At 51.6% G+C, this 17,864-nt stretch carries 15 protein-coding genes; 12 read left to right on the plus strand and 3 right to left on the minus strand.

The window, feature by feature from the left end; all coding sequences use genetic code 11:
* Window positions 1-38: 38 nt before the first annotated feature.
* Window positions 39-1,211: a mannose-6-phosphate isomerase gene (gene manA, locus AB1E22_RS21135; RefSeq protein WP_367597180.1), complete on the plus strand. Its 1,173-nt coding sequence runs from the start codon at window positions 39-41 to the stop codon at window positions 1,209-1,211.
* Between the two features lie 150 nt (window positions 1,212-1,361).
* Window positions 1,362-2,903 (plus strand): YdgA family protein, encoded by a 1,542-nt coding sequence (locus tag AB1E22_RS21140; protein WP_367597181.1) that lies wholly within the window; start codon window positions 1,362-1,364, stop codon window positions 2,901-2,903.
* A gap of 39 nt (window positions 2,904-2,942) precedes the next feature.
* Here AB1E22_RS21140 and AB1E22_RS21145 read toward each other — a convergent pair whose 3' ends face one another.
* The gene (locus AB1E22_RS21145) at window positions 2,943-3,980 is read right to left on the minus strand and encodes a Mal regulon transcriptional regulator MalI (protein ID WP_367597182.1); all 1,038 of its coding nucleotides are present in this window, start codon (window positions 3,978-3,980) and stop codon (window positions 2,943-2,945) included.
* 184 nt (window positions 3,981-4,164) lie between these two features.
* Here AB1E22_RS21145 and malX point away from each other — a divergent pair, with 184 nt between their 5' ends.
* The 4 genes from malX to add all read left to right on the plus strand — a co-directional run bounded on the left by malX (window position 4,165) and on the right by add (window position 9,753).
* Window positions 4,165-5,757, plus strand: coding sequence for a maltose/glucose-specific PTS transporter subunit IIBC (malX, locus tag AB1E22_RS21150; RefSeq protein WP_367597183.1), 1,593 nt, complete (start codon window positions 4,165-4,167; stop codon window positions 5,755-5,757).
* 42 nt (window positions 5,758-5,799) lie between these two features.
* On the plus strand, window positions 5,800-6,972 hold the full coding sequence (locus tag AB1E22_RS21155) for a MalY/PatB family protein (protein ID WP_367597184.1): 1,173 nt from the start codon (window positions 5,800-5,802) through the stop codon (window positions 6,970-6,972).
* 498 nt (window positions 6,973-7,470) lie between these two features.
* Window positions 7,471-8,565: a porin gene (locus tag AB1E22_RS21160; RefSeq protein ID WP_367597185.1), complete on the plus strand. Its 1,095-nt coding sequence runs from the start codon at window positions 7,471-7,473 to the stop codon at window positions 8,563-8,565.
* A 186-nt stretch (window positions 8,566-8,751) separates the two neighbouring features.
* Complete coding sequence (add, locus tag AB1E22_RS21165) at window positions 8,752-9,753, plus strand: adenosine deaminase (protein ID WP_367597186.1); 1,002 nt, start codon at window positions 8,752-8,754, stop codon at window positions 9,751-9,753.
* A gap of 55 nt (window positions 9,754-9,808) precedes the next feature.
* Here the strand turns inward: add and AB1E22_RS21170 are convergent, their stop codons facing one another.
* Window positions 9,809-10,519, minus strand: coding sequence for a YnfC family lipoprotein (locus AB1E22_RS21170; protein WP_367597187.1), 711 nt, complete (start codon window positions 10,517-10,519; stop codon window positions 9,809-9,811).
* 109 nt (window positions 10,520-10,628) lie between these two features.
* Between AB1E22_RS21170 and AB1E22_RS21175 the strand changes: the two genes are divergently transcribed.
* From AB1E22_RS21175 to clcB, 6 genes are all read left to right on the plus strand, one after another.
* Complete coding sequence (locus AB1E22_RS21175; RefSeq protein ID WP_367597188.1) at window positions 10,629-10,931, plus strand: DUF1161 domain-containing protein; 303 nt, start codon at window positions 10,629-10,631, stop codon at window positions 10,929-10,931.
* A 234-nt stretch (window positions 10,932-11,165) separates the two neighbouring features.
* Window positions 11,166-13,604, plus strand: a complete 2,439-nt coding sequence (gene ynfE, locus AB1E22_RS21180) for a selenate/tellurate reductase subunit YnfE (RefSeq protein WP_367597189.1) — start codon at window positions 11,166-11,168, stop codon at window positions 13,602-13,604.
* A 10-nt stretch (window positions 13,605-13,614) separates the two neighbouring features.
* Entirely contained in the window at window positions 13,615-14,232 is a 618-nt protein-coding gene (locus AB1E22_RS21185) for a DMSO/selenate family reductase complex B subunit (protein WP_367597190.1), read from the plus strand.
* A gap of 1 nt (window position 14,233) precedes the next feature.
* Window positions 14,234-15,091 carry a dimethyl sulfoxide reductase anchor subunit family protein gene (locus AB1E22_RS21190; protein WP_367597191.1) on the plus strand — a complete coding sequence of 286 codons (858 nt, stop codon included), beginning with the start codon at window positions 14,234-14,236 and terminating at the stop codon, window positions 15,089-15,091.
* A 46-nt stretch (window positions 15,092-15,137) separates the two neighbouring features.
* Entirely contained in the window at window positions 15,138-15,764 is a 627-nt protein-coding gene (gene dmsD, locus AB1E22_RS21195; RefSeq protein ID WP_367597192.1) for a Tat proofreading chaperone DmsD, read from the plus strand.
* Between the two features lie 153 nt (window positions 15,765-15,917).
* Entirely contained in the window at window positions 15,918-17,213 is a 1,296-nt protein-coding gene (gene clcB, locus AB1E22_RS21200; RefSeq protein WP_367597193.1) for a voltage-gated ClC-type chloride channel ClcB, read from the plus strand.
* On the opposite strand, the gene bioD is transcribed toward clcB, so the two are convergent.
* Window positions 17,166-17,861 (minus strand): dethiobiotin synthase, encoded by a 696-nt coding sequence (gene bioD, locus AB1E22_RS21205; protein ID WP_367597194.1) that lies wholly within the window; start codon window positions 17,859-17,861, stop codon window positions 17,166-17,168. The two genes, clcB and bioD, sit on opposite strands and share 48 nt — an antisense overlap.
* Between the last annotated feature and the right edge of the window lie 3 nt (window positions 17,862-17,864).

The following is a 17,864-nucleotide window of genomic DNA, read 5'->3' on the forward strand; positions in this document are numbered from 1 at the left end:
TAGTCGGAACTTTAGCTAGATTACAACAGGGCTCAATAATGCAAAAACTCATTAACTCAGTGCAAAACTATGCCTGGGGAAGTAAAACTGCGTTAACAGAACTTTATGGCGTGCAAAATCCAGAAAACCTGCCGATGGCGGAATTATGGATGGGTGCTCATCCTAAAAGCAGCTCAAAAATTCTCGATAACAACCAGCCGCGTTCCCTGCGTGACGTGATTGATGCAAACAAACCTGCGCTGCTAGGCAAGGCCGTTGCAGAGCGTTTTGGTGAGTTACCGTTCCTCTTCAAAGTGCTGTGCGCCGATCAACCCCTTTCCATTCAGGTGCATCCCAACAAAAAAGCCTCTGAATTAGGATTTGCCAAAGAGAACACCGCCGGTATTCCCCTCGATGCAGCCGAGCGAAACTACAAAGATCCTAACCACAAACCAGAGCTGGTATTCGCCTTAACGCCGTTCCTCGCGATGAACGCCTTCCGTGAGTTTTCAAACATCGTTTCACTGCTTCAACCTGTCTCGGGCGCCCATCCGGCTATTGCTCATTTCCTGCAGGAGCCGAATGCGGAACGTCTGTCTCAGTTGTTCGCAAGCCTGCTGAATATGAAAGGTGAGGAAAAATCACTCGCCCTTGGCGTGTTGAAAGCCGCGCTAAATAATCAGCAAGGCGAGCCATGGGAAACCATTCGCGTGATTTCTGAGTTTTACCCGGACGACAGCGGCCTGTTTTCGCCGTTGCTGCTCAACGTGGTGAAACTCCAGCCGGGTGAAGCGATGTTCTTGTTCGCTGAAACTCCGCACGCTTACCTGAAGGGCGTGGCGCTGGAAGTGATGGCGAACTCCGATAACGTACTGCGTGCGGGCCTGACGCCAAAATACATTGATATTCCTGAGCTGGTCGCAAACGTTAAGTTTGAGCCAAAACCTGCCAACGAATTGCTGACTCAACCAGAAAAAAGCGCCAGCGAGCTGGACTTCCCTATTCCGGTGGATGATTTCGCATTCTCTCTGCATGACCTCAGCAATCAGCCGGTTGACCTCGTGCAGACAAGCGCTGCGATTGTCTTCTGCGTCGAAGGCGAAGCCGTTCTGAGTAAAGATCAGCAGCAACTGGTACTTAAACCGGGTGAATCTGCGTTTATCTCAGCGGAAGAATCACCGGTGGCTATCAGCGGCGTGGGTCGCGTGGCGCGGGTTTACACGAAAATCTGATTTAAAACTAACTTACTGATCTTTTAAGCAAGGATTGCTAAGCTTTAAGAGATAGTTTTCTTAAATGCCTCGCCCATTACGGGTAAAAAGGTATTTCAATCGTCTGTCGGAGGATTCCCAGCAGACGCACTTAATATGGACTACGACAGAATGAAAAAATCACTGGTTGCTGTAGGTGTCATCGTGGCTCTGGGTGTGGTGTGGACTGGCACCGCCTGGTACACCGGTAAACAGCTGGAAGGCCGCATGGCGGAGATGATTGGCAATGCTAACGCGGAATTGAAAAAAGCCTCACCGGAAGCAGGCTTAACGCTCAGCTACCAGGATTATCAGCGCGGTCTGTTCCATAGCTCCATGCAGTTGGTTATTAAACCAACCCAGGGCATGACAAGCGCCATTCTCAAACCCGATCAAAGCATTGTATTCAATGAAACCATCGATCACGGCCCGTTCCCTTTCGCACAACTGAAAAAATTCAACCTGCTGCCTTCCATGGCATCGGTTCATACCACGCTTGTGAACAACCCAACAACCAAGCCTTTGTTTGATATTGCTAAAGGCCAGTCATTTATTGATGCCCAAACGCGTATTGGTTACAGCGGCGATACCTCTTCCGATATTAATCTCTTGCCGTTGAATTACGTTAACGGCGAGGAAAAAGTGGCCTTCAGCGGCGGTCAATTCAAAGCTGACGTCGACGGTCAGGGCGATAAAATTGCCGTCAGCGGTGAAGCCGAAAGCGGCTTAGTGAATACCGTAAACGAATACGGCCAGCACGTGCAGATGACCTTCAACGGGATTAAAACCGAAGGCGACAGCGCACGGAGCGAGTTCATTGAACGCGTCGGCCAACAAAAAGCCTCTATCGAGAAATTAGCCATTTCCGTCGAAGGCAAAGAAATGGCCGTGCTGGAAGGCCTGAACATCAATGCCAAATCCGCCGTACAGGACGATAAAAAGCATCTTTCCGGGCAAATTGATTACAGCCTGGACTCGCTGAAGGTACAGAACAAAGATATTGGCAGCGGTAAATTGACCCTGAAGATTGGCAACCTGGATGGCGCAGCCGTGCATGATGTCACTCAGCGATACAATGCCGAGTCGCAGAAACTGCTGGCAGACCCTGCGGTCACCCAGAATCCAGAAGTTTATCAGCAAAAGATTGTTGAACTGTTTGCCGCGAATCTGCCGCTGCTGCTCAAAGGCGATCCGGTTATTACCGTTGCGCCGTTAAGCTGGAAAAATGCAAAAGGCGAAAGCACCTTTAACTTGTCTCTGTTCCTGAAAGACCCGGCTCAGGCGACGGGTGAAGCTACAACGCTCGAAGAACAAGTTAACCGTGTTGTGAAATCACTCGATAGCAAACTGGTTATTCCAGTGGATATGGCGACCGAGTTAATGACGCAGGTTGCACAACTCGAAGGTTACCAGCCAGCAGAAGCGGCTAAACTCGCCGACCAGCAAATTAAAGGCCTTGCCGCGATGGGGCAAATGTTCCGCGTCACCACTATGGAAGACAACAATGTGGTTTCCAGCCTGCAATATGCGAATGGTCAGGTTACGCTAAACGGCCAAAAAATGCCGCTGAGCGATCTGGTGGGTATGTTTGGTATGCCGGGTACCGGTGAGCCAGACGTCGCGCCAGCGCCTGAACTGGAAGCGCCAGCGGCCCCCGCCGTTCCGCAACAGTAATTGATTTTCTAACATATAGCCTCGGACCTCCGAGGCTTTTTAGTTTTTGCGCACCACTAAACGCGCCGGCATAATCTGGCTGCGTGTACAGTTATCCCCGCCTGGCTGCATGCGCTGTAAAATTCGCAGCCCTGCACTTCGCCCTATTTCTCTTGCGGGAGTTGAAACCCAGGTAAGAGGCAAATCATCCAGCTCTTCGTCCATCACTTCGGCAAAAGCGGCCAGCGCCACATGCCTGTCGTAATAACTGTCGATACTGCCTTCCCCGCTTTGCCTGCCCGCACGCAGTAAACCAAACCATGCGCCCATCGCCACCGTACTGTTGTGGCAAAGGACGGCGGTAATCGTCGGGTTGTGTTGTAACAGCGTGGTGATCGCATCCGCTGCCTTTTTCTGGCTGGGTTCACATTCAATAATCCACTCGCTGTGGAACGGCAAACCATATTTAAGCAGCGTGGCGCAGTAACCCCCAACGCGTTCGGCGCGAGTTAACGAGGCGCCGTCGCCGCCAAGCCAGGCAATGCGCTGATGACCCCGTTTAATCAAATGCTCGGTCACTAATTGTGCCGCCTGCATATTATCCGGGCGGATAATATCGGCTTCATCGAGGTAACTGGCGCGGGAGGCAAAAACCAGCGGCAGATTTTTTTGCCCGGCAATAACACGCATATCCGCGCCCTGTCCTGCTGCCCCCGCAACGATAATCCCATCGACCCCCTGAGCCACCAGCGAATCGAAGCAGCGCTGCATATGCTGCCCTTGCGCGCCGCTTTGCGTCAGGAAAAGCAGTTTGCCTTGCTTTTCGAGTTCATCAGTTAAACCCGCTGTCAGCTCTGCGTAAAAGGGGTTACAGAGATCGCGCACGATCAACCCAATAACGCCACTCTGTCCGCCACGCAACGAGACTGCCTGACGGTTGCGCACGAAACCTAACTTTTCGATAGCTTCATTGACGCGCACCCCAGTGGCAGGCGAAATACGGCCTTTACCGCTGAGTACCAGAGAGACCGTGGTAACGGAAACCCCAGCCGCTTCAGCGACTTCGTTAATTGTTATTTTCTTTTCCTGAGTCGTCATCAGCGAGACGAATCCTCCATAAAACAAAATGCCAAGGTAAAACGTTTAATCCAGGTCGGAATATTAGGCACTTTACCGTGCTTGCGATCTGTGAGCTACAGCGCAATAAAGGTTGATAAAACGTTTTATCATCCGCTCCGTTTTGTACCACTACTCATTAATCAACCAGGGTCAAGGAGTCGTTATGGCGGCTAATACACCACAAAAAATTACGCTTTGGGAGTTTTTTCAGAACCTTGGCAAAACCTTTATGTTGCCAGTGGCATTACTGTCGTTCTGCGGCATCATGCTTGGTATCGGCAGTTCGCTGAGCAGTCACGATGTTGTGACTCTGCTTCCGGCATTGGGCAACCCCATTTTACAGCTCGTGTTTACCTGGATGGGGAAAGTGGGCTCGTTTGCGTTTAGCTTCCTGCCTATCATGTTCTGTATCGCCATCCCGCTGGGGCTTGCACGTGAAAACAAAGGTGTTGCAGCGTTTGCCGGTTTCGTCGGCTACGCGGTGATGAACCTAGCGGTAAATTTCTGGTTAACCGCTAAAGGCATTCTGCCAACCACCGACGCCGCGATCCTCAAGGCGAACAATATCCAAAACATTCTTGGCATTCAGTCCATTGATACCGGGATTTTGGGTGCAGTTATTGTTGGTGTGATTGTGTTCCTGCTTCACGAACGCTTCCACAATGTGCGCCTGCCAGACGCGCTGGCATTCTTCGGCGGCACTCGCTTTGTACCGATTATCACCACCGTCGTCATGGGGTTAGTTGGCCTGGTGATCCCCCTGATTTGGCCGGTATTTGCGGCCGGGATCAACGCTCTGGGCAATATGATCAACGGCGCGGGGATGTTCGGCCCGATGATCTTCGGTACCGGTGAACGTCTGCTCTTACCGTTCGGTTTGCACCACATTCTCGTTGCGCTGATTCGCTTTACCGATGCAGGCGGCACAATGGACGTTTGCGGGCATAGCGTCAGCGGCGCGCTGACTATCTTCCAGGCACAACTTAGCTGCCCAACGGTGCACGGCTTCTCTGAAAGCGCGACCCGTTTCCTCTCTCAGGGTAAAATGCCTGCCTTCCTGGGCGGTCTGCCTGGTGCGGCGCTGGCGATGTACCACTGCGCCCGTCCTGAAAACCGCCATAAAATTAAAGGCCTGCTGATTTCTGGTGTGATTGCCTGCGTGGTTGGCGGCACTACAGAGCCGCTGGAATTCTTGTTCCTGTTCGTGGCTCCGGTGCTTTACGTTATCCACGCCCTGCTGACTGGCCTTGGTTTTACCATCATGGCGGTTTTGGGTATAACTATCGGAAATACTGACGGCAGCATCATCGACTTCGTGGTGTTTGGTATCCTGCACGGTCTGGCAACCAAATGGTATCTGGTGCCGGTAGTGGCTGCGATTTGGTTTGCGGCTTACTACGCAATCTTCCGCTTTGCGATCACCCGCTTTAATATCAAAACGCCGGGTCGCGATCTCGATACGACAACCAGCGCGGAGAAAGCGATTGCCGGTCAGGTGGGCAAATCTGGCTACAACGTGCCGGCAATGCTTGCCGCTCTCGGTGGTGCAGACAATATCGTCTCTCTGGATAACTGCATTACCCGCCTGCGCATGTCGGTCAAAGATATGTCCCTGGTGGACAGTGCCGCGTTGAAAAACCTTCGCGCCATCGGCGTGGTGCAGCTCAACCAGCACAATTTGCAAGTGGTGATTGGGCCTCAGGTCCAGTCGGTGAAAGATGAAATGGCGTACCTGATGCATACGGCTCAGGCATAAACTACGACGGGCGCACTCGCGCCCGCTTTGTTGTGAGGTGATATGTTTGATTTTTCCACGGTCGTTGACCGACACGGAACCTGGTGTACCCAGTGGGACTATGTCGCAGATCGTTTCGGCGCAGCCGATCTCCTGCCCTTTACTATTTCCGACATGGATTTTGCTACCGCACCCGTCATCCTGAATGCGCTGCAACAACGTTTATCTCATGGCGTATTAGGCTATAGCCGCTGGAAGAACGACGAGTTCCTGGGGGCAATCGCTCACTGGTATCGCACGCGGTTTAACAGCGTCATTGATAAAGAGTCTGTCGTGTACGGCCCGTCGGTAATTTATATGGTATCGCAGCTCATTCGCCAGTGGTCACAGCCCGGCGAAGCGGTGCTGATTCATACTCCGGCTTATGATGCGTTTTACAAAGCTATTGAAGGAAACCAACGTCACGTTCTGAGCGCTCCGTTGCGCAAAACGGAAAGCGGCTGGCTGTGCGACATGACGGCCCTGGAAGCGCTGCTCGCGAAACCAGAATGCAAAATCATGCTGCTATGTAGCCCGCAAAACCCGACCGGAAAAGTGTGGACACGCGAAGAGCTGGAAACCATGGCAACGCTGTGCGAGCGACACGGTGTGAGCGTGATTAGCGATGAAATTCATATGGATATGGTGTGGGACGGCCATCAGCACACGCCATGGTGCGAAGTCGGAAAAGGCCATTGGGCGCTGCTCACTTCCGGGTCGAAGAGCTTTAATATTCCCGCGTTAACAGGGGCTTACGGCCTGATTAACGATGCCGATGAACGCCAGCAATATCTGAATGTGCTCAAAGGCCAGGATGGGCTCTCCTCCCCTGCCATTCTTGCCGTCGTCGCGCATATTGCTGCTTATCAGGAAGGCGATGTTTGGCTAGATGCGCTGCGCACCTATCTGCAAACTAATCTTCGCTATGTCGCTGATGCCCTCAACAGTGAATTTGCGCAACTCAACTGGCAACCACCGGAGTCAACCTATCTGGCGTGGATCGATTTGCGCCCGCTGGGCATCAATGATAATGCGCTGCAAAAAGCGCTGATTGAGCAGCAAAAAGTCGCCATCATGCCGGGATATACCTATGGCGAAGAAGGAAAAGGCTTTGTACGACTGAATGCTGGTTGCCCGCGCGTTAAACTTGAAGAAGGCGTAAAGCGCCTGATAGCGGCGATAAAATCGCTGCAGTAAGCTGCGAATGAGCCACTCAATCCTGAGCAAGCATAAAGATGTTTTATTGAATCTTGAACGAAATCAATAAAATGCTTTATTCTTGCTCTTCTTTATAAGTACACCCCTGTGATTTTCCCTGCCATTAATGGGTATTGCATAAATCCTCGAAATCACTTAAACAACGCCCCTCCTCTGTTTATTTTTTGAGTTAAAATCTCACTACCTCTATTTTCCCCTGTAAAAAAAGCCACCTCTAAATATCAAAAAATCGCTATATAAACAAAAATATAGCGACAATATCAATAGTCAACATAAAAAATCATTCTTTTTTCAACACTTCAATAAAAACAATAGCGTGATATTTATTCACCACTTATTAACAGAATTTATTTAGATTGATTTTAATAATTCCAGGAATATACTGCCCGCCATCATTCTGATCCTCAATATTATCCCCGATAGCATTTTACCCGCTACGCCTACAGGATAACGATCGACTTATTTGAGGTTTTATAAATGAAGTATAATAATATTGCTATTTGCGCGTCCTTAATCCTTGCGGCGCAAGGTGTTCATGCTGCTGAAATTTACAACAAAGACGCAAACCGTGTGGATTTTTACGGCCGCGTTAAAGCTGAACATTATTTCAGCGATGACAGTAAAAATGATGGGGATAAAACATATACCCGAATTGGTTTTAAAGGGCAGACTCAGATTAATGACCGCTTAACAGGCTACGGCCAGTGGGAGTACCAGATTCTGGGAAACCAGCCAGAAGGTGCTGCGGCAAATTCATTAACTCGTCTGGCTTTCGCGGGTATTAAAGATTCAACCTTCGGTTCTTTCGACTACGGTCGTAACTGGGGCGTGTTGTATAACGTTGAAGCGTATACCGATATGCTGCAAGAGTTTGGCGCGAAATCCTACACCGCAGCCGATAACTTTATGACCGGCAGAGCCAATGGCGTCGCAACCTGGCGCGATACGGACTTCTTTGGCTTAGTTGATGGCTTAAAAGTCTCCGTGCAGTATCAGGGTAAAAATGATGATGCGACTCGCGCCGTCACTAAGCAAAATGGTAACGGATATGGCACCTCTTTAAATTACGATATTGCCGACACGGGTTTAAGCGTCGGGGCGGGCTGGGCATCGTCTGAGCGTACCGAAGCTCAGGAAAATTCTGCCTTCGGTAAAGGCGATAAAGCGCAAGCCTGGAATACCGGCATTAAATATGATGCCAATAACGTTTATCTGGCCGCAACGTGGGCAGAAACGTACAATATGACGGCAATCTCTGGTGCTTATTCCGCCAATGGTAAAAATACCAAAGTTTCTGGCTTTGCGAATAAAACAGAAAACTTTGAAGCGGTCGCACAATATCAGTTTGATAATGGCCTGCGTCCATCCATTGCGTGGGTTCAGTCAACCGGTAAAGATATTGAAGGCGTTGGCAATGCAGATCTGGTTAAATTTATCGATGTAAGCACCACATATTACTTCAATAAAAATATGTCGACGTTTATCGAATACCGTATCAACCAACTGGATAATAATAAACTTAACCTCAGCAATGATAATATTGCTGCGGCAGGTTTGATGTACCAGTTCTAATCATTGCAAGATGATTGAGTAAACCAGCAGGAAAGTAGGTAATATTAATCTGCTTTCCTGCTGTTATTATGAGCTTTAAAATCGCCCGGAGAGCATAACCCGCTACTTTTTAGTTGCGCAACGTAGCTATTTGTAGGCATTTGTTTTTATACTGTTACGCACTTACATCAAAAAAAGAGTGCGACCATGATTGATACCACCCTACCGTTAACCGATTTGCACCGCCATCTTGACGGCAATATTCGTGCGCAAACCATTCTTGATCTAGGCCGCCAGTTTAATTTGTCCCTTCCGGCAGACTCCCTTGAGGCACTCCGCCCGCATGTTCAGGTGGTTGAAACCGCGCCTGACCTGGTGAGTTTCCTGCAAAAGCTGGACTGGGGCGTGAAGGTCCTTGCAGACCTTGATGCCTGCCGCCGCGTCGCCCGTGAAAACATTGAAGATGCCGCCCTGAATGGCCTGCATTATGTGGAGCTGCGTTTTTCTCCGGGTTACATGGCGATGACTCATAACCTGCCGATTGCGGGCGTAGTGGAAGCCGTCATAGAAGGCGTGCGCCAGGGTTGCCGCGATTTTGGCGTTGAAGCGCGGTTAATCGGCATTATGAGCCGTACCTTCGGGGAAGCCGCGTGCCAGGCAGAATTAGAAGCGCTGCTGGCGCACCGCGACAGCATTACCGCGCTGGATCTGGCTGGCGACGAACTGGGTTTCCCCGGTAGCCTGTTCCTGAATCACTTTAATCGCGCGCGTGATGCTGGCTGGCATATCACCGTTCACGCCGGGGAAGCCGCAGGCCCGGAAAGTATCTGGCAGGCGATTCGTGAGCTGGGCGCGGAGCGTATCGGCCACGGCGTGAAAGCAGTTGAAGACCCTGCGCTGATGGATTTTCTGGCTGAACATGGCATCGGTATCGAATCCTGCCTGACATCAAATATCCAGACCAGCACCGTCGCCTCTCTGGAGAAACACCCGCTTATTACGTTCCTCGATAAAGGCGTGCTGGCGACGATTAATACTGATGATCCTGCCGTACAGGGCATCGATATTATTCATGAATATACGGTGGCTGCCCCGCAGGCGGGATTGAGCCCCGCACATATTCGCACTGCGCAAGAGAATGGTTTGAAAATTGCCTTCCTGAGTGAAGCAGAAAAACAGGCGTTGATTGCTAAAGTTCGCGCCGCATAATTCTGCCAAACGGTTGAGTCGGTCCGCTGACTCAACCGTTTTCATAACTCATTTCTCAGTAATAATCGATGCTGTTCTTAATGGTAAAATGCACAACTTTAGGCGGTGCGACGCTGTTATCCGTAATGCTCAGAACGCACTCCAGCGGATTGAAATGCCCGTCATAGTCGCAACTTTGTTTAGCCGTGGCGATGGCTTTACCGTTTAGCGTACTTTCAGAGGTGTAATCGAGCTTTTTCTTTTTGTCGCTGCCGGTTTTGGCCGTTATCGCTAAGGTGGCATCATGCGATTTTGTCGTCTTACCTAGCGGATAGCCGTCTGCATCATAGTTGAAGGTAATTGACGTCGCCGCGCCCTTAGCTGCGACGACAAAACCGTTATCATCCGTTTCATAAGTTACCGCAGCGCTGGGTAATTCTGCCAGTTGGCATTTGCCTTGTAGCTTTACGCGCCTCTCACGGCTGATGGCATCCAGATAATAGTTCGCATCCAGCACCAGAGTGGCGCCGGTATTATTTTCCAGATCGTGAAATTCGAGCTCATTAAAGCACCCTTCCTCAGAAACGGCACCGACAACCCGTTTGACCACTTCGCCCTTTTCATTGATTAACGTCTGGCTGAAGTCTTTGACCGGCCCACGTAGCGGATCAAAATCAAATTCGTTGGAAAAACTCGCCATTTCTGGCGTGTATGAAAGCGTCTTATTTTGATCATCACAGCCGGCAATTGAGGCTGCCAGCGCACAGAGGATAATGATTTTCTTCACGTAAGTCCTCTCCCCGACTTTAAATGTTACGAACATGATATAAGCAAATACAACAATTTACACTAAAGGTACTATTCTTAAACCACACCCTCAACATAAGGAAGAGATGATGAAACGTCCAATTTGGCTTGGTGTATGCCTGCTGATTGCGGCCACGCCGGTGCTGGCGGCACAAACGTCATGCGATAAAGTTAAGGCCGACATTCAGCAAAAGATTATTAATAACGGCGTTCCGGAATCAGGATTTAGTTTAACAATTGTGCCTAACGATCAGGCCGATAAACCTGACGCGCAGGTGGTCGGGCATTGTGCAAATGATACGCAGAAAATTCTTTATACCCGCACCAGCAGCGGAAACTATCCGGTAAGTGGCGGCAGCACGCAAGATGGGCCACAGACGGAACCTCAATAGTTATTTAAACGGGGCATAGCAGCCCCGTCACACTTCTCAATATGCCCTTTCAAGTTTCATTCAAAAGTCAGCGCTAAATTGATTCACGTTAACAAGCCCTACTCCTAAATGAGTAATATTGATTTCCGCCGAAAATATTCGCCTGATAAGCAATATTGCGCATTCACGTCATTACAAAAATAACAGATCAACAATGACGTCCTACCGTTGAGATAACTGGTCATGGAGTGAGTTATGTCGAACCAATGTATGCCTGATGGAATTAGCCGTCGAAACCTGATGAAAACCAGCGCCATAAGCGGGCTGGCACTCGCGGTGAGCGGAATCTCGCTGCCCTTCGGCCTGCGTGCAGCCGCCACAGCGGTAGGCGCTGCCGTTTCACCAACTGACGATAAAGTGGTTTGGGGCGCATGTTCTGTAAACTGCGGCAGTCGCTGTGCCCTGCGTTTGCATGTGCGTGATAATGAAGTCACCTGGGTTGAAACCGACAACACCGGAGATGATATTTACGGGAACCACCAGGTGCGCGCCTGCCTGCGTGGCCGTTCTATTCGCCGCCGTATTAATCACCCTGAACGTCTGAACTACCCGATGAAACGCGTCGGTAAACGCGGCGAAGGGAAATTTGAACGTATTTCCTGGGATGAAGCGCTGGACATCCTCACCAAAAGCCTGAAGAGCACGGTGGAAAAATACGGTAACGAAGCGGTTTACATTAACTATACCTCGGGGATTGTCGGCGGCAATATCACACGCTCTTCGCCGTATGCCTCGTTAATTACACGCCTGATGAACTGCTATGGCGGTTTTCTTAGCCATTACGGAACCTACTCCACCGCGCAAATCGCCTGCGCCATGCCTTATACCTACGGTACCAACGACGGTAACAGCACCTCCGATATTGAAAACAGTAAGCTGGTTGTGCTGTTCGGCAATAACCCCGCCGAAACCCGCATGAGCGGCGGCGGGATCACGTACTATCTGGAACAGGCTCGCGAACGCTCAAACGCGCGAATGATCGTTATCGATCCGCGTTACACCGATACTGCCGCCGGGCGCGAAGATGAATGGCTCCCGATTAGACCTGGCACGGACGCCGCTCTGGTGGCCGGTATCGCCCACGTTCTGATTAACGAAAATCTCATCGACCAGCCTTTCCTCGACAAATATTGCGTGGGTTATGACGAGAAAACACTGCCGGCAGGCGCACCCGCAAACGGCCATTACAAAGCGTATATTCTCGGCCAGGGCGATGACGGCACAGAAAAATCACCGCAGTGGGCGTCCGCCATTACCGGCATTCCGGCTGATAAAATCATCAAACTGGCGCGTGAAATTGGCAGCGCCAAACCGGCGTACATCGCCCAGGGTTGGGGGCCACAGCGTCAGGCTAACGGCGAGTTAACCTCCCGCGCCATCGCTATGTTGCCAATTCTGACCGGAAATGTCGGCATTAACGGCGGCAACAGCGGAGCGCGTGAATCTACTTACACCATCACTATCGAGCGTATGCCGGTGCTATCCAATCCGGTAGAAACGCAGATCTCCTGCTTTAGCTGGACGGACGCGATTGCGCGCGGCCCGGAAATGACCGCCAAACGCGACGGCGTGCGCGGCAAAGATAAGCTTGATGTACCCATTAAATTTATCTGGAACTACGCCGGGAACACCCTTACCAACCAGCACTCCGACATCAATAAAACCCACGATATTCTGCAGGATGAAAGCCTGTGCGAAATGATTGTGGTCATCGAAAACTTCATGACCTCATCGGCAAAATATGCCGACATTCTGCTGCCGGATTTGATGACCGTTGAGCAGGAAGACATTATTCCTAACGATTACGCAGGCAACATGGGTTACCTGATCTTCATCCAGCCTGCCACACAACCGAAATTCGAACGCAAAGGAATTTACTGGATCACCAGCGAAGTCGCCCGTCGCCTGGGGCCGGATATCTACCAGAAATTTACCGAGGGACGCACGCAGGAAGAGTGGCTGAAATATCTCTACGCCAAAATGCTGGAAAAAGATCCCGCGCTGCCGTCGTATGAAGATCTTCGCGCGATGGGGATTTATAAGCGTAAAGATCCCAGCGGGCACTTTGTGGCGTATCAGGCATTCAGAAACGATCCTGAGGCGAACCCGCTAAAAACGCCATCCGGTAAAATCGAAATTTACTCAAGCCAACTGGCAGAAATTGCGGCCAGTTGGGAGTTAGAAAAAGATGAAACCATCAGCCCGTTGCCCGTTTACGCCTCTACTTTTGATGGCTGGGATGCCCCTGAACGCGAAACGTGGCCGCTACAACTGTTCGGCTTCCACTTCAAAGCTCGCACCCACTCCAGCTACGGCAACATCGACATTCTGAAAGCCGCCTGCCGCCAGGAAGTGTGGATTAACCCGATTGATGCGCAAAAACGCGGGATCGCCAGCGGCGATATGGTGCGCGTGTTTAACGGGCGCGGCGAACTGCGGATTCCTGCGAAAGTGACGCCGAGGATTATGCCGGGTGTAACAGCGATGGGTCAGGGAGCCTGGCACGACGCCAATATGAACGGCGACCGTATCGACAACGGGTCGTGCATCAACACGCTGACTACGCATCGCCCTTCTCCTCTGGCGAAAGGTAACCCGCAGCACACCAATCTGGTTGAAATTAAGAAGGCGTAAGGAGTAGCTGATGACAACCCAATATGGATTTTATATTGATTCCAGCCGCTGCACCGGGTGCAAAACTTGCGAGCTGGCCTGTAAAGACTACAAAAACTTAACTCCAGATGTCAGCTTCCGCCGCATCTATGAATATGCGGGTGGCGACTGGCAGCAGGATAACGGCGTCTGGCACCAAAACGTGTTTGCCTATTATCTGTCGATCGCCTGCAACCATTGCGCAGATCCGGCTTGCACCAAAGTCTGCCCAAGCGGAGCCATGCACAAACGCGAAGATGGTTTCGTGGTGGTCAACGAAGAGGTGTGTATCGGCTGCCGCTATTGCCACATGGCCTGCCCGTATGGTGCGCCGCAGTACAATGCGGAAAAGGGTCATATGACGAAATGCGACGGCTGTTATTCCCGTGTTGCGGAAGGCAAAAAACCTGTCTGTGTCGAGTCATGCCCGCTACGTGCGCTGGATATGGCCCCCATTGATGAATTGCGTAAAAAATATGGTGTTCAGGCGGCTATTGCGCCGCTGCCTTCCGCGCATTTCACCCAACCCAATATTGTGATTAAACCGAACGCCAACAGCCGCCCTTGTGGGGATAAAACCGGCTATCTGGCCAATCCACAGGAGGTGTGAGATGGGAAACGGATGGAGTGAATGGCCGTTAGTACTGTTTACCGTATTGGGCCAATGCGTTGTAGGAGCGGTCATTATCATGGGGCTGGCATGGAATTTCACCAGTAATAACGGCAAATTGCAGCAAAAAATTGTTCGTTCGATGTTCTTCGTCTGGCTGCTGATGGGTATTGCGTTTGTGGCCTCGGTGATGCATCTCGGCTCGCCATTACGCGCCTTTAACTCACTTAATCGCGTCGGCCATTCCGCGCTCAGCAATGAAATTGCCAGCGGCTCGGTGTTTTTTGCGGTAGGCGGATTCTGGTGGCTGCTTGCTATGGTGCAGAAGATGCCTGCCGCGCTGGGCAAAGTCTGGCTGCTGTTGACGATGGTGCTTGGGCTGGTGTTCGTCTGGGCAATGACTCGCGTCTACCAAATTGATACCGTCCCAACCTGGCACAACGGCTACACGACGCTGAGCTTCTTTATCACCGTGGTGCTGGGTGGGCCGCTGCTCGGCACATTGCTGCTCCGGGCGGTCGGTTACTCCTACCACAGTACAAAACTGGCAACGCTGAGCGTGCTGGCGATGTTTGTCGCCATTGCCGTTATCGTATTGCAGGGCAGCGACTTGGCTCGGATTCAAAGTTCCATTCAGCAGGCAAGCGCCCTGGTGCCGGATTATGCGTCGTTGGAGGTTTGGCGCATTGCGTTGCTGGCGGCAGGTTTGGGCTGCTGGATTTGCCCGCTACTGCGCCACACGTCACCTAAAACCTTCGGCTTGCTGATGGGTTTTATCTTGATCGTTGCCGGAGAATGTATTGGCCGAGGCATTTTTTACGGGCTGCATATGACAGTTGGCATGGCAGTCGCAGGTTAATTAAGACAAAATGCGCGGGGAAACTCGCGCAACAAGGAAGAGAAAGATGTCTGACACAACGCAAAGACTGGCGACTATCGCCCTTACCGGAAAAGTGCTTGGCGCACTGTTTTATCAAGCGCCCACAAGCCCGGATGTCGCCACACTTTACGCCACACTTGAAGATCCCTCATGGCCAGAACAGTGGCCCGTTCAACATGAGGAGCTGGCGGTTATTGCACAACGTATGGCTGAGGGATTTGCCTATTCGCAGGAGTCTTTAAGCGAAGCGTGGCAGCGCCTGTTTATTGGGCCTTATGCTTTGCCGGCATCGCCGTGGGGCTCAGTGTATCTCGATAAAGAAAACGTGTTGTTCGGCGATTCGATGCTTGAGCTTCGCCAGTGGATGCGTGACAACGACATTGCTGCGGAACAAGAGACAAACGAACCCGACGACCATATCGGCATGCTGCTGATGCTGGCAGCCTGGCTTGCCGAAGAAGGTTTACAGCAACAAGTAGATGAACTTCTCTCCTGGCATATTTTGCCCTGGAGCGGTCGTTTTCTTGAGTTGTTTATTGCCAACGCAGGGCACCCCTTCTATCAGGCGCTGGGCGAATTAACTCGCCTCACCCTTGCTGGCTGGCAAACGGGGTCGTTGGTGCCCGTCGCGCCAAAAGCACTGTATTTCTAACAGTCTCAGCCCGTTTAGACCCGTTCAATCTGGCGGGTTTAAATATCCCTTATAAAGTGACAACGTCACCAAAATCCCTGATCTTCGTAATTCATTTGTGGTTCTCGAAAGGGTATCGCACAATGTGGCTCCTTTCCCGCTACGCTATTGCTCATGCATCGTTTACATCATTTCCCTGATATTCAAGGCATGTTACGACGGCTTATTTTTGCCGTTGGGATTGGTATTGCCTCTGCGGTGGTGGTCTGGCTATTTCGCCAGTCGATGTATCTTCTCGAAGGGATTTTCCTGGGCGATCATAGCGGAAGCCTGGTTGCTGCCGCAGCGGCTTTACCGCCATGGCGAAGATTGCTCACTCCCGCACTCGGCGGTTTGCTGGCCGGTTTACTGCTCTGGGGTTGGCAACGTGCCACGCGCCAGCGTCCTTCTGCGCCTACCGATTACATGGAAGCGATTGAAACCGGTGACGGGCGTCTGGATGTTTCCGCAAGCCTGGTCAAATCTGCCGCGTCATTAATTGTGGTGGCAAGCGGCAGCGCAATTGGCCGCGAAGGCGCAATGGTGCTGCTGGCGACGGTTTTTGCTTCGGTTTTCGCCCAGCGCTGTTCCCATAAAAACGAATGGAAATTGTGGGTGGCATGCGGTGCGGCAGCCGGAATGGCAAGTGCCTATCACGCCCCGCTTGCAGGCAGTTTGTTTATCGCAGAAATTTTGTTTGGCACGCTGATGCTCGCCTCGCTTGGGCCGGTGGTTATTGCCGCCGTCTGCGCATTATTGATGACGCATTTGCTCAATGATGAACAGGCGCTGCTGTACACCGTTCGCGCATTAAGTGCCCCGCAACCCGTGCAGTATGTGCTGATGGCTTCATTTGGTCTGCTTGCCGGTTTTGCCGGGCCGCTTTTTTTGTGGTTGATGGCGCAAAGCAGCAATCTGTTCCAGCGTTTGCATTTATCGCCCCCCTTGCAGCTTACATTGGGTGGTTTACTGGTTGGCCTGCTTTCGCTTATCACGCCGCTGGTCTGGGGCAACGGCTACAGCGTAGTGCAGTCTTTTCTCTCGCAACCGCCGGCGCTGCTTTTCGTGGCGGGTATTCTGATTTACAAACTTGCAGCCGTGCTGGCGAGTAGTGGTTCCGGCGCACCCGGTGGCGTATTCACCCCGACATTATTTGTAGGCGCAGCGCTAGGAATGTTGGTTGGGCAATGGTTCGGAATATGGACGTGGAGCGGTGATAGCATTGCGATTTTGCTGGCATTAACCGGAATGGCAACGCTACTTGCGGCCACCACGCATGCGCCGATTATGTCTACGCTGATGGTCTGTGAAATGACCGGAGAGTTTACGTTACTCCCCGGTTTGTTGGTGGCGTGCGTGATTGCCTCAGCGCTTTCGCACTGGTTACGCCCGCAGACGGTCTATCATCAACGCGCTGCTAAGACGGGATAAATCGATGTAATTTGTCAGGTCGCGCTGTTCCGCGCGCGGCAAATAGGGCAGTTCACCCACCAGCGGCGCAGGCAATTTTTTGCTTAATACGTCGATGATTTCAGCGTAGTGTGCAAGCCCTGGGTTGATCCGATTCGCTACCCAGCCGATGAGCGGTAAGCCGTCATTGGCAATCGCCTGGGCGGTCAGCAAAGCGTGATTAATGCACCCTTCCTGAATCCCCACCACCATCAGCACCGGCAATTGTTCCTGAACCACCCATTCCGATAGCGGACGTAAATCATTCATCAGGCTGCGCCAGCCGCCAGTGCCTTCTACAACAACGTGATCCACCTGCCCGGTTAAACGGTGCAGCCCATCGGACAGCAGCGAATAGTTAACCTGGCTATTGTGGCTAACGCTGCTCTCTTCCTCGCTCAGTGCGATGGGATTGATGGCTTCGTAAGGCAGGGAAAGCGTGGAAACACTTTGCAGAACTAACGCATCTTTGTTGCGTAAGCCCTCTGGCGTCTCTTTACTGCCTTTGGCAACCGGCTTATAGCCGACCACACTTTTGCCACTGGCTGCAAGAGCCTGCAACAAGGCGCGAGAAACCACAGTCTTCCCGACCGCGGTATCGGTACCCGTTATAAAGAAACGCGTAAGCATGAC

This window comes from Buttiauxella gaviniae (assembly GCF_040786275.1).
In the GTDB taxonomy this organism is placed as follows: Bacteria; Pseudomonadota; Gammaproteobacteria; order Enterobacterales; family Enterobacteriaceae; genus Buttiauxella; species Buttiauxella gaviniae_A.

Coding starts and splice junctions, on each gene's coding strand:
- manA (WP_367597180.1), top strand. CDS start 39: ATGCAAAAACTCATTAACTCAGTGCAAAACTATGCCTGGGGAAGTAAA.
- AB1E22_RS21140 (WP_367597181.1), top strand. CDS start 1,362: ATGAAAAAATCACTGGTTGCTGTAGGTGTCATCGTGGCTCTGGGTGTG.
- AB1E22_RS21145 (WP_367597182.1), bottom strand. CDS start 3,980: ATGACGACTCAGGAAAAGAAAATAACAATTAACGAAGTCGCTGAAGCG.
- malX (WP_367597183.1), top strand. CDS start 4,165: ATGGCGGCTAATACACCACAAAAAATTACGCTTTGGGAGTTTTTTCAG.
- AB1E22_RS21155 (WP_367597184.1), top strand. CDS start 5,800: ATGTTTGATTTTTCCACGGTCGTTGACCGACACGGAACCTGGTGTACC.
- AB1E22_RS21160 (WP_367597185.1), top strand. CDS start 7,471: ATGAAGTATAATAATATTGCTATTTGCGCGTCCTTAATCCTTGCGGCG.
- add (WP_367597186.1), top strand. CDS start 8,752: ATGATTGATACCACCCTACCGTTAACCGATTTGCACCGCCATCTTGAC.
- AB1E22_RS21175 (WP_367597188.1), top strand. CDS start 10,629: ATGAAACGTCCAATTTGGCTTGGTGTATGCCTGCTGATTGCGGCCACG.
- ynfE (WP_367597189.1), top strand. CDS start 11,166: ATGTCGAACCAATGTATGCCTGATGGAATTAGCCGTCGAAACCTGATG.
- AB1E22_RS21185 (WP_367597190.1), top strand. CDS start 13,615: ATGACAACCCAATATGGATTTTATATTGATTCCAGCCGCTGCACCGGG.
- AB1E22_RS21190 (WP_367597191.1), top strand. CDS start 14,234: ATGGGAAACGGATGGAGTGAATGGCCGTTAGTACTGTTTACCGTATTG.
- dmsD (WP_367597192.1), top strand. CDS start 15,138: ATGTCTGACACAACGCAAAGACTGGCGACTATCGCCCTTACCGGAAAA.
- clcB (WP_367597193.1), top strand. CDS start 15,918: ATGCATCGTTTACATCATTTCCCTGATATTCAAGGCATGTTACGACGG.
- bioD (WP_367597194.1), bottom strand. CDS start 17,861: ATGCTTACGCGTTTCTTTATAACGGGTACCGATACCGCGGTCGGGAAG.